The following is a 15,075-nucleotide window of genomic DNA, read 5'->3' on the forward strand; positions in this document are numbered from 1 at the left end:
CGCTTTGCGAGCTATCTTGTTTGGGGCCAGTCTCGGGAGTGGAGAGATATTTTTCCAAAGCACTCTGAGTGTTTGGCGCGGCTGCTTGGTTTTGAGTAGATTTTTGTGCGGACGTTTTATAGGAGGCGGATCTTTGTATGTTCGCTCTATCGGAGAGAGATTGCTGTGAAGCGGAATTAAATTTATCCGCTGCGTTTAGTGCATCCGCACCCAAGATCAAAGCAAAAACGGCGAAAGCTATTTTAAATTTATCCAAATGGAGCTCTTTATAAATGAAATTTTAATGCATTTTATACGAAAGGGGATTAAAATTTTATAAAACGGCGGATGAAATTTTAAGTTCTGCCTTAAAAATCGCAAGATTTAAGTGAGCGCTTCAGAGTATATATCTTAGTCTATAAAACGATCGGCGCATATTAAATTCTAAAACGCTTAAAGAAAGAGTATTTAGGCGAGATCGCGAAAGAGAGGCTGCAAGAGCGTAATGGGGCAGCGGATCGAATGTAGCAAACTCCGAAAAAGTCGTTTCATTTACCGTTCCATGCGTTTCATTTTACGCCATGAAGCGTGCCACGCACAAGCTATAAACACCGATAGAATGGGGCTATCCGTCAAGAGGCGATAGGCTCTTGACGGATATTTATAGTGTGTCTTTCCGTCGTGTTTTACCTTGTTTGACGTATTTGAGACGTTTTAGTGCTTTATAAGGGTTCTCTTTTTTCGACTATATTTTTTGTATATTACAGCTACACGTAAATTTAAAATACATATACGTATTTTTTTAGTCATCATAACTACAAAAGCTATAAGCCCAAAAGATGTTGTTCTTTATGATTGCAATGCTTTATGGCTTCTTTTAATGCTATGACGTGGAGTGCTTTACATCCTTATCCTTAAAAACCTCCTCTGCTTTTTGAAGCGATTTTAAATTCGGGTATGGCTTTTTAACGGGTTGCGCTATTGGGTAATGTTGTTGGGTAGTGCTTAATCGTTTGGGGCTAGTTTGTATATTTGAGTATTGCCGTCGTTAAAGAATCATCGTTATTTATTTGCCGTTTATTAGAATTTATGCCACCTTATAATGTTTTTAATCTTAGTCCAGTTTGGAATCTTTTGATACTTAGTACTGCGTCTTTTGATCTTAGTCCAGTTGGCTATAGCTGCTTCGATATGTATAATGTAGCAACTGCCAGCGGTAGTATTTTGCTTATATTGTCATCGGGGTATTACACTGGTATTCGTAATGCGATGATTTTTGCGTATATCCTCGGTTATTTTAAATGGATCTTTGTGGGATTTGCCTATATGTTTCTTGCTTAAATTTATGCCGCTTTATTTAAATTCTGCTTGATATTTATAATGTTTTTGCCATGTTGTTTAACCCCGGCTTCTTAGTTTCTTATAATTGTCGAATACTTCTGTCTAATACTTCCCTATATTGAGCATTGAGTGTTTAACTCAACGCTTTATCCACTTTGAGCAGCATACATCTCGTGTTTCTTTATATTCTTACTATGCTTTATTTGCTTGGTTCACTTATTCTTTTAATGTTTTTACTGCCCTCCGATATATTTGCAATCAAGCGGATTATGCGGATATTCTTTGCTCCTTGATTATTCTTGCGATGCTTGCCATGCTTGGTTTAGTTGCTATTATGCTTACTATACTTAATTTGCTTGTTATACTTATGTCTACTATTTTCAGTATATACCCGATTTACTTACCTTCATTAATACTTCTATCATCATTAACCTTTATTAATATTTTAGGTGCTTGATGTATTGAGTTGCTACTTAAAAAGCTACGGCTGCTTCAAGTGCCACACTTAAGCTCTACTTTGAAATAACATTTAAGTGCCTTAACACCCTAACGTTCTAATCGCTGCAACTCTTAAGCTTCAATGCTTGCTTTTAGTGCTATGAGTGTAAAAAGCTTTTAGAATGTCTACTTTATCCTTTTATTCACTATTTGGTCTTTTCATCGCTCTTTGACATTCCTATATTATTTGTTTATTTCATATTTGCTGGGTAACTGTTTTGGTGTTTGTTAGCCTTTGAATAGCTACCTATTTTACATCGCGTCTTGCATTCGGCTTTAGGCTTTGTATTTTGCTGCGCTGTGAAGTGAAATTTTAAAATTTAGAGCAGACTTCCTAGTAAAAATCCATACCGAAACTACGGCAATTTCGCATCTTGTAAACATTTATATTTTATTAAGCGCTCATTGGGTATAGTCGCGAGCAAAATTTTAAGGGGATAAATTTGAAAAAGCATAAATACATTTTATCGCTGCTGGCTCTGCTTTCAATCGTTTTCGTTATGAAATTTCCTTTTAGCGACGATGCAATTTTAAAAAAATACTTAGACACTACCTTTCTTGATAGAGTTCGGCGCGATGATAGAGGCGGATTGCCTCCTAAATTTTATATCATAGAAGAAAACCCAACTACGGATGAGATAATGCGAACCTTAAAATTAGTGGTCGAAAATGACGTAAATAAAACCGCGATTATATCGAAACATCAGTATTTTGAGGGCGGTGGACTGATAGAAAACGTTTCGGTTGAGAGGCTAGAGCCTTTCGAAGCTTTAAAGAAATATTACACCATAAAAGAGGCTACGAACGACATCGTTAAAGGGGGTGAATGGGAGAATGGTAAACCAACAGAACAATATGTGGATATACCCATTAGACAAGCTTTCGCGGTTCTAAGCGCTGACGAGGACCTTGTGGATATCTACGCAAAGGATAGTTTTATCAATAAGAGAAGTTGTATAGAATATAGAAAAATTTCATTTTACGGCTCTTACGATAACTATGAAGAATACCATAATAAGGTTCTACACTACGGCAGTTATGGGGTTAATAATTTTAAGGAAGAAGTATACAACTATATAAGATACATTTTAGATAATAACAATTACGAGGGCTATATAAAGACATTTGGACAAATAGTAAATAATTATTATGTAAATTGCAAGATAGATTAAGGGCGATAAAAATTCAATCGCATAGTTTTAAAGTAGTTGCGGAAAAACCGCCAAAATCCATGAACACGAATTCTTAAGATACTGAAGGAGGATATCATGAAAGAGAATGAAAATATCGTTGAATATGATTTACCGCTAAAAGGCGACTATGCTTTAGATGTTTTGAGTTATTATATCTGGGGCAAAAGTGCCGATAAAAAACCCAAGAACGACGAGATAGTAGATGAAAAATATGCAAACAGAAAATACGACAATACATCTATTCAGCTCAATGTTAAAGTTAGCGAATTTATGAATACATATTTTAAAATTTATAATGCCGATATGTTTATGAAACATATCAACATCGCAACTATACCTATGTTTAATTTATTTTTTGAATGTAAAAATAAATTCGGCAACAAAATAGATTTTAAAGATTTTATAGCTAAAAACCCTAGTAAAGTTGAAAATGGCAAATTGAACCTTGATCATAAAGATTTTGTTGAATTATTCTATAGCTACAGCGGAAAAAAAGATCTCAAAAAAGATCAAATTAAAGAAAGCGCTCAAAAGCCAAACCTTGATTTTTCTATGTATAAACAAGACCCAGATAAAGTAGAAGATTTTGCTCAAGCTGCTTTTGTGTTTGGCTCATCTAAATTCTCATTTGATACAAGAATAAAAGAAGATGGTATAAAGTATATTTTCGATATAAATGACGACGGAACCATTACTCCCAATCGTATCGAAAATCTTAAACTTACGCTAGCGGATGATAACTTCGATTTCAAAAGTGATAGCCTTATAGCCAGTATGATAAACCCTACTTTAAGAAAAATATCAGACCCTAACGATATTGGTAAAACAGTTAAACTTCACTTTATAAATGATTTTTATGGTGAAGGAAATACCGGCGCTACTATAACTGCAAAGGAATTTGGTAGATTAAAAAATATAGAAAGCAAGAGCTTAGATTTAAGCCGTTCGAAAATGATAAATATGTGGGATAAATTTGCAAAGGCATATTTTGAATATTTTGAAAAAATATATGAATCCAATGTTATAAATTATAGTGCAGAAGGCAAATATGTCATTTATGGTGATAAGTTAGATAACTGGAATATTAGAGATACGGTTACCAAGCTTGCGGTTGATTTGAAACATAATGTTAAAATAGACGATGCTTTAAAACTATGTGTAAGCAAATTTTTTGAAATAATTGAAATTTTAAATATAACTCAATCCTTAGCCATTACTCAAGAGGAATTAATAGCTAGGGCGCAAAAGTTACCGCTTTTAGAAAAGCTCAATAATAATCTTAATCCGCACAAAGATAGACTATCTAATGGAATTATATATCTTCTAGGCGGTGGAGCTGATACTGCAACAGGTACCGATAAAGACGATATTTTAATAGGCGGGGACGGCAGCGATACCCTATACGGCGATAAGGGGGACGATATAATCTTTGCCGGAAATAGAAGCAAGGACAAGAGTAAAGACAATGGTAGCGACATATCACCAAATACTCTTTATGGAGGAGCAGGAAACGATAGGCTGTATGGTAGCAGCGGAGATGATACTATCTATGCCGATACCAATAAAGACTATATTTTTGTAGAAGATCAAGATGAGCTTGCCGCCAATTTTGACGATACTAATACTACGAATTATTTGTATGGAAACTCCGGTAGTGATACTTTAATAGGCTCAAGAGGAACGGATTATTTGTATGCGGACTCTGAGGAATTTAAAGATAAAGCTACCGATACAAATACTTTGGTCGGCAAAGAGGGGGATGATCATATATTTGGCGGCAACGGAATAAATAATATATTTGGCGGATCCGGTAATGATACCATAAGCGCAAAAGGAGTGATAAATAATATCTACACCCATAGCGATAGTATAAATGGCATGGATCAAGATTATGCAAAAGGCGCCAGTAATACCGTAACCATTAATAGGGAAAATTCGGTCAATAAAATTTATGGCGGAAGAGGTAAAGATGTCGTAACCATAGAACAAAGTAAGCAAAATACTCTAAATTTAGGGGACGGAGATAATATCATAAATATCACCTCTGCCAGCATAAATAATATATCTACAGGAGCCGGCAAAGATACTATCACGGTAAATGGCGGTGTGAATGTATTAAATTTAGGCGACGGAGAAAATACAGTAAATTTAACATCCCAAAATGACAATTTAAATTACATAAATACTGGTAAAGACAGAGATCAAATAACGGTAAGCGGAAACTCACACAATACTATCTATGCCGGTAAAGGCAAAGATATCGTAAGAAGCGGTAGCGGAAACGATACTATAAATGCGGGAGACGATGATGATGCTGATGAACTATATGGTGGAGAGGGCTACGATACCTATAGCGTAAATACAAATGATATAATAAAAGATGATGATGGAAAGGGAAAAATTTATTTTCATAGAACCCATCATTTAAGCGGAGGAGTCGAAACGGAAGCCGGAAGTAAAATTTACAAAGGAGATAATTTTACCTATAACCTTAATGGAAATACTTTAAGCGTCACGGACGATAATACCGGAGAGAAGATTACTATAAAAGACTACGATAAATATCGTAACAATGGAGGTGATCTAGAAATAAAACTTACAGATAAAATCGATATAAGCATAGACGATGTTACCGTAGAAGAAGGCGATACAAAAAATCAAATAGCCAAAGTGAATGTTTCGCTATCAAGAGAACTGAAAGAAAACGAAACTATTAAGCTATATATGCCAAACGGCAATACTCTAGAATTTAAAGCAGGAGATCAAAATAAAACTTATGAGTATAAATACGACGGGGACTATACTGTAAACTCCCAAAAAGAACGTAAAACTACAATATCGCCTTGGAAGATAGACTCCAGCTCAAATATATCAGCTTCCGTTAAAAAACAAGGCTCCGTAACTATTACCGATGACGATACTCCTATCTATATAAGCACGAAAGGAAGCACCGTAGCGGAAGCCGCCGAAAAGATAGAGGGAACCATATTTCTAAGCAGAGAATTGAAAACAGGCGAATACATAACTGCTTATGCAAACGGAAAAAAGATAAAAATAACCGAATCTGGGCAAAAATTCGTAGCCGCTACTTGGAAGGATGATAAGATAGAGGAGGAGGACTCTAAATTTTATGGAGGCTTATACAATGTATCCTCTAATGCAACCGTATACGTAAATGAAAAGTCCGGTAAATTCGTAATCAAAGACGACGATAAAGCTAAAAAGCCTAACGATCCTAAATATTACGATCCGCTCGTAGTAGATCTTGGCGGAGACGGCATAGAACTCATAAAGATGAACGGAGCCATAAATTTCGATCACGATCTAAACGGCTTTGCCGAAGCTACCGGCTGGATAGGTAAGAACGAAGCGTTTTTGGCACTTGATAAAAACGGCAACGGAGTAATAGACAACGCGAGCGAGCTTTTCGGAGACGGATCTTCTATGAACGGCTTTGAGGAGCTTAAAAAATATGATTCCAATAAAGATGGAACGATCGATGAAAAGGATGAAATTTGGAGTAAGCTTCTTTTATGGCAGGATAAAAACTCCGATGCGATCTCAAGCAAAGACGAACTTAGCAATATAAAAGATTCACAGATCAAATCTATCGATCTGAACTACGAAAATAAAAATTTACAAAATGCGGAAAACGTAATAAAAGAGGTTTCAAAAGTTACCTTTAAAGATGGTAAAACCGCGGAGATAGCTGACGTAAATTTCAAAGTCGATCCAAGCGACTCAAGGGCGCCTAATGTGCAGATCACTCCTGAAATTTTAAACCTACCTAACGTGTCGGCAATGGGTAATATGTATGATCTGCACTCTGCGATGAGCCTAAACGCAGCTCTTAAAACCGCACTGCAAAATTATATAAGTTTGTCGCCTAAAGATAGAAAAGCCGCGATAAAATCTCTGATTTATAAATGGGCCGGAGTTGAAAACAATCCTACTAGCGGCAGAGGCGCGATGAGCGATGCAAGGGAGCTAAATGTCTACGAAGCATTAACCGGAGAGGAATTCGTCCACGTAAGTCAAGGAAGACATCCAAATTCTACAGTATCAAGCTACCTGCATGAGCTATATCAGAGGTTTGAGGATTACGTATACGCTCAGATTGAGCTTCAAATAACCTATAAAAACGTACTGGATACCGAATATATGGTGCTTAATAACGAAACGCAAAAGCTGGATTATGATTTTAGCGCCTTTAAAAACAAGATGAAGGAACTCTATGCCGATAAAAAATATGAAGAGATGGTAAATTTAAAAAATCTAGTCAAGTCCGCTGCGGCTTATAAGCCAAATTTGACCCTAGCGTTAAGCAAAAACTTAACCGCTCTGGGTGCAGAAAATCCTGCGATATATAAGGTTTTAGCAGATAAAATCTTAAAGGGGGACGATACAGAAAATTCGATAAATGGAACCTCGCAAAGTGACTATATAGACGCCGGAGGCGGAAACGATAAAGTTTATGCGGGTATCGGCGATGATGTTTTGGTGGGCGGCAAAGGCGATGATTATCTAGAAGGCGGCGCGGGCGACGATACGTATATCTACAATCCGGGCGATGGAGCCGATACTATACTGGATGGTGGCGGATCTGATACGATTAAATTCGGAGTCGGTATAAGCAAAGATGATATTGTAGTGACCCGTGCCGGCGATGATATAAGAATTTCATTTAAAAATAGCGAGACGGATTCTATTTTGCTGCGATACAACGCGAATAATGCGAGCTATTTTATAGAAAATTTCCTATTCGCAAACGGCGAAACGATTGGCATAGGCGAGATACGGGCTTTGAGTCTAAGAGGTACCGATGGCGATGATGTTATAAACGGAACCAATATAGACGATGAAATTTACGGACAAGCCGGTAACGACACCCTCCATGGACAGAACGGCAACGACACTCTCTACGGAGGAGCCGGTAATGACATTCTCGGCGGCGGTGAAGGTAACGATATCCTCTACGGCGGTGACGGCGACGACAAGCTTTACGGCGGTAACGGCAACGATATCATTGAAGGCGGAGCAGGCAATGATTATCTAGAGGGTAATGACGGTAACGACACTTATATATTCGGTAGAGGCGATGGAGCGGATACGATCTATGATTACCGCGATAATGATACTATTAAATTTAAAGAGGGGGTTTCTTTAAATGATCTAATCGTAAAAAGGGCCGATGACGATAAAAATAGCTTGGAAATTTCCATTAAAGGAACCGAAGATAAGCTGACGATAAAGAATGTTTATTGGGATCAAAGATATTATAGTGGCGGTGCAATAGAGAATTTCGAATTTGCAGACGGAACGAAACTATCTCTTCATGAATTCGAAACCCAAACTGCCTTTAAAGGAACCAATGCCGACGATACTATCTATGGAGCAAACGCTAATGATGAAATTTACGGCGGAGTCGGCAACGATATCATTTACGGACAAGACGGCAATGATACCCTTTACGGACAAGCCGGTAACGACACCCTCCATGGACAGAACGGCAACGACACTCTCTACGGAGGAGCCGGTAATGACATTCTCGGCGGCGGTGAAGGTAACGATATCCTCTACGGCGGTGACGGCGACGACAAGCTTTACGGCGGTAACGGCAACGATATCATTGAAGGCGGAGCAGGCAATGATTATCTAGAGGGTAATGACGGTAACGACACTTATATATTCGGTAGAGGCGATGGAGCGGATACGATCTATGATTACCGCGATAATGATACTATTAAATTTAAAGAGGGGATCGGTAAAGAAAATATTACCTTCCAAAGGGTCGCCAACGATCTTGTATTAAAATACGGCGTGAACGATACCGTTCGTATAAATAATCAATTCAGCGGCGGTGCTATAGAGCAGATCGCGCTTGCTAGCGGAGAGTATATCACTGCTAGCAAAATCAATAAGATCATCGAGGATCTAAACGCTTACGCCTCAAATAACGGTATGAGCAATATCTCGATGGATGATATGAAAAATAATCCGGATATCATGCAGATGTTTGCGAGCGGCTGGGGGAATTGATAGTCCCCTCTAGCGGTGCGCTCCCTCAATACTGCAGATTGCTCTGCTAACGACTACTCGTAAAACGCCGCCGGTTGCTCGCAAAGGCTACCGGCGGTAACAATTCCGCCCCTCGCAGAGACGTCTCTTTTATTAACTTGGATTGCCGCTATCCGCTTGAATAAACAGGACGCTCGAATGGAAAGCAAGCTATTTAAGAGGCGTGCCCAACCAGGCAAGATAGTTAACCGCCCGGACTAGAGCGGTTGTTTGAGTCACATTTTCGGCTAGAGGCTTACTTGCTAGAACAAACAGTAGCTCAAGATAGAGGCAGCAGCTATCCACTCTGCTTCGGCACTACATTAAAAATTTATCAAGAGAACGTCCTTGCTTGCGCTAAATTTAAAGTGAGGTCGCGCTAGTACAGGCAGGATAGACAGTCACTCAAACAAGCAGTGCATTCAAGTAAAGACTTACCCATTAGGGTAAATATTCACTTGCCATCCTGCCCCTTCCCTACCTTACGCTAAGTCCTTCGTCCAGGTATTTGATGACGGGATAGATAAATAGCTCTATTACGCGCCGTTTGCCTACTTTTACTTCGGCAGTTACGCTCATACCAGGCTCGATCTCCTTTTTGATCCCATCTACGATCAAAAATGTAGAATCCGGTCTAATCTTTACTTCGTAGATCTCTCCCAGCTTCTCATCGTTTATCGCATCGTTTGCTATGTGGATGAGTTTACCTTCTAGCTTGCCGTATTTTTGAAAGTCGAAGGTCTGAACCTTAATAGCTACGCTTTGATTGTTTTCCAGATAGCCTATGTCTTTATTAAGAACGTTTGCTTTGATGATTAAAGGCTTATCGCTAGGCACTACAGAGATTAAATTTTCTTGATTGGTTATGGCGGTTCCTTGCGTATTTACAAGTAGCTTCCCCACAAAGCCGTCAACGGGAGAGGAGATGATCTGCTGTCTGGTTTGAAATAAAATCGCGTTGATCTCCGCCTTTAGAGAGCTGGCTTCTTTCTGCTTGGCTAGCATCTCATCGAGCCACTTGGATATACTTTGGCTTTTAAAGGCTTCCAGCTCCTTAGCTAGCTCATCTAAATTCGCCCTTTGCTCGGCAAGCTTCTCTTTTGAAATTTTAAGATTGGAGTTTAGCTCGATTACCTTGGATTTGAGCTCATATAGATCCTTGCGCGCTATTATATCTTTTACTTTGTTTAGATTGCTTAACCGTGCTTCATCTATCTTTAAAATTCCGCTTAGCCTCTCGACTTCTAAATTGGTGGAATTTATCCCCATTTGCAAAGCTTGCATTTTTAGATTATAGACATTTATGCTCTCTTCGTAGTTTGATTTTTGCGTATTATATAAGCTCAGTTCATCTGCGCTGATGTTAGCATCTAAGCTCCTGCCCGAGCTTAGAGCGTCGAGCCTTTTTATCGAGTATTCAAGTAGAGCTAGGCTCTCTTGCTTGGTGGATAAATTTACCGTAGAGACGCTAGGATCGATTAAGATTAGATGATCGCCCTTTTTTACTCTATCACCCTCTTTTACTAAAATTTTAGAGACGACGCCGCTTTCGAGCGATTTTAAAATTTTAATCTCGCCGTCGGGCACGACCTTGCCGTTAGCGCTTACTACGATATCCACTTTAGCAAATACCATCCACAGCACGGCAAATATCAAAGCCCCGCAAGCGATCCATAAAATTGATCTTCCCAAAGGGTTTTGCGGAGCATCCTCTATCTCGATTAAAAGAGGCTTAAACTCGTTTGAATCGTCCTCTATTCTTTTGAAAATTTTTAGCATTGTTTAGATCCACTCATTCTTTATCCCGGATACGTTTGTAACTTTAATCCAATAAATTATTTCATAGCATGGCTATTACGTTTAAATATAGCTAATATTTTTATGGCGTCTTTGCTTACGCGAAACGGCACCATATAGCCTTTAAAAACCAGATCCCTAGTATCTTTACGATTAAGTTTGGGATTCTTTCTAAAACTATACGGGCGATTTGGAATGTCTGAAATTTTAACAATCAGATCATCCGCAAATTTAGCTGCCCTTTGGGGACTATCTTGTGCGATAAACATAATAATTTTATCCAAATCGTTAAGGAATTCTTCGCTGTAGACAAGCTTCATATCTTAGGCCATTTTTTTAAAAAGCTTATTTAAATGCTCTAACAGTTCCTCGTGCGAGCGATATTTTAGCTCGCCCCTATCGTCGGCATCCGAAATTTCCATAAGTCTAGCTTCATCCTGCGGGCTTAAATAATTCGGCTCATTATAGCTTATAACGGCGGTAGGATCGTTTGCGATTATATCCTCTATGGCTTTAAGCGTTTTAGCGTTTGACGTTTGAATATTTATCGATGCAAGCATAGTTTATCCTTGTGGAAATCTAATTGAATTATGCCATAAATTTATAATAAAGCTCTTAAGCTTTGTGCGTATAACAAACGCATTAAAAATATGGGTTCAAGAAAAACATACTCAAATTTAAAGATGAATCTTTCATTAGCGCTACATTCATTCGCAGCTCTCATCTCATCCAAGCCTATCCTAGTTGCTTATCATATAAGCTCTTGTAGTAGCCGCCCAGAGCCATTAGCTCCTCGTGCTTTCCGCGTTCTACGATCTCGCCCTTATCTAACACTAAAATTTCGTCGCAATTCTTTACGGAATTTAGCCTATGCGCGATGATGATAAAGGTTTTTCCTTTTTTGATCTCGCTTAAATTTTTATTGATGATACTTTCGCTTTCGTAATCAAGCGCGGAGGTCGCCTCATCAAAGATTAAAATTTTAGGATTATTTATTAGTGCTCTAGCGATTGCGATGCGCTGTTTCTGTCCACCGCTAAGGCTTGAGCCGCGCTCGCCTACGAAGGTATCGTAACCTCCTGCAAGCTCTGCGATAAAATCATGAGCGCCTGCGATCTTGCTAACTCTGATGATCTCCTCCATACTCGCTCCGCTTGCGGCAAAGGCGATGTTTTCTTTGATACTGCCACTAAATAGATAGTTTTCCTGAAGGACCACGCCGATGTTCTGCCTCAAAAGATAGGGATTTAGATGTCTGATATCTATGCCGTCGATATAAACGGCGCCCGAGCTTTGCAGATAGAGCCGCTCGATCAGCTTCGTAATCGTGCTTTTGCCGCTGCCGCTTCTGCCTACTATGCCTACGCTTTTGCCCGGCTCTACGTGAAAGCTGATATCTTTTAGCACTAAATTTAGATCCGGCCTGTATCTGAAATTTACGGCGTCAAATTTTATATCTCCTTCTATATTATTTAGCGCAATGGGTTTATCGGTGCTCTGCTCGGTTGGAGTATTTAATATATCTCCTAGCCTATCTACGCTAAGAAGGGCTTGTTGAAACTCGTTCCAAAGGCCTACCAGCCTCATTACAGGAGCGCTAAATTGCCCCGCAAACATCTGAAAGGCGATGAGCTGACCGACGCTTAGCTTGCCTTCTATTACGAGCCCCACGCCGAAATATAAGATGCAAAGCGTCATAAGCTTTTGTAGTGCGGAGGCAAAGCCGCTTGCGACATTGCTTAAATTTGAAAGATTAAAAGATGAGCGGACGTATCTGCCTAGATTTTCCTCCCACATCTTTTGCATACTGCCCTCGATCGCTAGAGATTTCACCGTCTGCATACCGGTTACCGCCTCTACGAGATAGGAGTTTGAAGCGGCTCCCATTTGAAATTTATCCTCCAGCCTCTTTCTAAGTACCGGCGTGATAAAAAAATATATTGCAGCAATTACGCTTATAAATGCGATTGCAATCAGCGTAAGCTTCACGCTGTAAAGCAGCATCATAAAGACGAATACGAAGCTAAATAAAATATCAAGTAGCACGCTTACGCTTTTATTTGCGATAAACTCTCTTATGCTATCTAGCTCGCGCACTCTAGCTACGATGTTTCCGACCTTGCGGTTCTCAAAGTAGGTCATCGGAAGCAGAGCCAAATGGCTAAAAAGCTCGCTACCTAATCTGGCGTCAATTTTAGTGGTAGTGTGCGCGAATATATAATTTCTACTTAGGCTTAAAAGCATCTCAAATATGATGGTCGCCAAAAATGCAAATGCAATGACGTTTAGCGTGCTAATGCTATGATGAGTTAAAACCTTATCGAGTACTACCTGCGTAAAAAGCGGCGTCACTAGGCCGAAAAGCTGCATTATAAATGAAGCCAAAAGCACTTCAAATACCACTCTTTTAAAGCTTAGCATCCGCTTGTAAAACCACGCAAAGCCAAATTTAATCTGAGAATTCAGAGTTTTATGAGCTAGCACTATAAACTCGCCGCTGCAAAGATCAAATAGCTCGCTAGCATTAAACTCTTTTACGGAATTTCCACCGTCAAATACGATAAATTTAACGGCTACTTCTTGTTCTTGCGAGGATTTGGATTGAGGGGATTTGAATGAGTGGAAGGCTTTAGTCTCTTTGGTGGAGGAATGGGATGAGTCCGCGTGGGATGAAGATGACGCGCCGGAAGAGAACGATGCGGACGAAGATGAGTTTAAAGAATTTGTCGTGTCGCTGTTAGAGCTCAATATCTCCTTGGAATCTGCCGTATCTTTGGAATTTGCGCTATTTATATCGGCTGCCGTCTTGCTAGCGTTTGCCGCTTTAAAATCCGCTTTGCTTTGCTGTTCGATCTTTAGGACGTTAAAGTAGCTTCCATCCTTTTTCTGAAGTATAAACGGCGGCTTATAGCGCATCAAATTTGAAAGATTTAGCTTTTTGATTTTAGCCTTAAACTCGCAATGCTTAGCCATCCGCACCAGCTCTTCGATCTGCGGCTCCTCGCTGCTTAGCGCAAATTTATTTATAAGCGCCTTGGCATCAAATGGGATATGATTTACGGCGGCTATCAGACCTAGCGAGCCCAGGGCGGTTTGCATTAGATACCTTTGAGTGAAATTTGAAAGAATTCTATTAAGTCTATTTGAAACGGGGCTTAAATTCGGAGGGAATTTTAAAGAAATTTAAGGGATTGAGGGAATTATGAGGTTTAAATAATGGCGCCGTATAAAAGAATGACTGTCGAAAGGCTGCCGGATAGATTATAAAATTTTGGAAGGCACCCGATAAAATATCCGGGTCAAAATTAGCTTCGGAGAAGCAAACGCAGCAATACAAGTGACGAAAAAGTCGGTTTAGTCACAAATTTTTGCTACAACTATGAAATTTTAAAGATACTTTAATCCTCCTCGTTATATAATCGCGGCACTTTCGGGGAAATAAAACGAGTTGTCGCTTTAGGTTTTGCTTAAAAGCTAAAGCTCTTTGCAGGCTAGTGTTTTAAGGCTAAAGGATCAAATTTGAAGACCTTTTTGAAGACCTTGCTTAAAATCATAAAAAACATCTTTAAAGGTATATTTTATATAGTTGTTTTTATAGGTCTTTTTGCCTTGGCGCTCAAAGTTCAGACCGGCAGATTTAAATCAACCTCCTCTCACTATACCGTCACTGCAAATACCAAAGTAGATCCTAACTCCGAGCTAGCCAAATACGTAACGCAAAAGGAGATAAACGCAGTTGGCTATAGATATTGGGATATAGACGAAGAGGAGGTCAGAGATAATCCCACGATGGAACTTTTGCGCAGGAGCTTAAAATCAAAAGATACGGATAAAATTTTAAAATTTATGCAGGATAATAATATAAGCGTAGATACCCCTCTTCATTTCGGCGTTACCCCTTTGATGTATGCTAGCTTTTACGATGATGAAAAAACCGCAAAAAAGCTGATAGAGATGGGAGCCGATCTTCATAAGAAAGATAATTACGAGCTATCCCCTATGGCATACGCTATGGAAAATAACGCCACTAAGTCGGTCAAGCTTTTGCTAGATAGCGGAGTTAAGTTTGACGAAGTAGAGATCGTGCAGGAAACCTACGGCATTATGGATGTCGAAAACTGGATAGATTCTGTAAGCTTTGACGAAAACGCTACGCCTATTGTGATCGATTTAAACGGCGACGGAGTAAAAACAATATCAAGAAAAAACG

At 39.2% G+C, this 15,075-nt stretch carries 8 protein-coding genes; 3 read left to right on the top strand and 5 right to left on the bottom strand.

The window, feature by feature from the left end:
- The coding region (locus Q0117_RS05485; RefSeq protein ID WP_297923542.1) for a hypothetical protein at positions 1 to 256 on the bottom strand (256 nt) is incomplete at its 3' end.
- A gap of 2,005 nt (positions 257 to 2,261) precedes the next feature.
- On the opposite strand from Q0117_RS05485, the gene Q0117_RS05490 reads away from it, so the two are divergent.
- Positions 2,262 to 2,990, top strand: a complete 729-nt coding sequence (locus Q0117_RS05490) for a hypothetical protein (protein ID WP_297923544.1) — start codon at positions 2,262 to 2,264, stop codon at positions 2,988 to 2,990.
- Between the two features lie 96 nt (positions 2,991 to 3,086).
- Positions 3,087 to 9,050 carry a calcium-binding protein gene (locus Q0117_RS05495; RefSeq protein ID WP_297923546.1) on the top strand — a complete coding sequence of 1,988 codons (5,964 nt, stop codon included), beginning with the start codon at positions 3,087 to 3,089 and terminating at the stop codon, positions 9,048 to 9,050.
- A gap of 495 nt (positions 9,051 to 9,545) precedes the next feature.
- Here the strand turns inward: Q0117_RS05495 and Q0117_RS05500 are convergent, their stop codons facing one another.
- The 4 genes from Q0117_RS05500 to Q0117_RS05515 form a co-directional block, all read right to left on the bottom strand.
- Complete coding sequence (locus Q0117_RS05500; protein WP_297923548.1) at positions 9,546 to 10,847, bottom strand: HlyD family type I secretion periplasmic adaptor subunit; 1,302 nt, start codon at positions 10,845 to 10,847, stop codon at positions 9,546 to 9,548.
- A 56-nt stretch (positions 10,848 to 10,903) separates the two neighbouring features.
- Positions 10,904 to 11,185: a type II toxin-antitoxin system RelE/ParE family toxin gene (locus Q0117_RS05505; protein WP_297923550.1), complete on the bottom strand. Its 282-nt coding sequence runs from the start codon at positions 11,183 to 11,185 to the stop codon at positions 10,904 to 10,906.
- A gap of 3 nt (positions 11,186 to 11,188) precedes the next feature.
- On the bottom strand, positions 11,189 to 11,425 hold the full coding sequence (locus Q0117_RS05510) for a hypothetical protein (RefSeq protein ID WP_297923552.1): 237 nt from the start codon (positions 11,423 to 11,425) through the stop codon (positions 11,189 to 11,191).
- A 175-nt stretch (positions 11,426 to 11,600) separates the two neighbouring features.
- Positions 11,601 to 13,964: a type I secretion system permease/ATPase gene (locus tag Q0117_RS05515; RefSeq protein ID WP_297923553.1), complete on the bottom strand. Its 2,364-nt coding sequence runs from the start codon at positions 13,962 to 13,964 to the stop codon at positions 11,601 to 11,603.
- Between the two features lie 420 nt (positions 13,965 to 14,384).
- Between Q0117_RS05515 and Q0117_RS05520 the strand changes: the two genes are divergently transcribed.
- Positions 14,385 to 15,075 (top strand): ankyrin repeat domain-containing protein (locus Q0117_RS05520; RefSeq protein ID WP_297923555.1); only part of this gene is annotated, 691 nt, incomplete at its 3' end.

Source organism: uncultured Campylobacter sp. (assembly GCF_937997535.1).
GTDB lineage: Bacteria > Campylobacterota > Campylobacteria > Campylobacterales > Campylobacteraceae > Campylobacter_B.

Excerpts from the sequence above, each read along its gene's own strand:
- Q0117_RS05495 (WP_297923546.1), top strand. The coding sequence starts at position 3,087 with ATGAAAGAGAATGAAAATATCGTTGAATATGATTTACCGCTAAAAGGC.
- Q0117_RS05500 (WP_297923548.1), bottom strand. The coding sequence starts at position 10,847 with ATGCTAAAAATTTTCAAAAGAATAGAGGACGATTCAAACGAGTTTAAG.
- Q0117_RS05505 (WP_297923550.1), bottom strand. The coding sequence starts at position 11,185 with ATGAAGCTTGTCTACAGCGAAGAATTCCTTAACGATTTGGATAAAATT.
- Q0117_RS05510 (WP_297923552.1), bottom strand. The coding sequence starts at position 11,425 with ATGCTTGCATCGATAAATATTCAAACGTCAAACGCTAAAACGCTTAAA.
- Q0117_RS05515 (WP_297923553.1), bottom strand. The coding sequence starts at position 13,964 with ATGCAAACCGCCCTGGGCTCGCTAGGTCTGATAGCCGCCGTAAATCAT.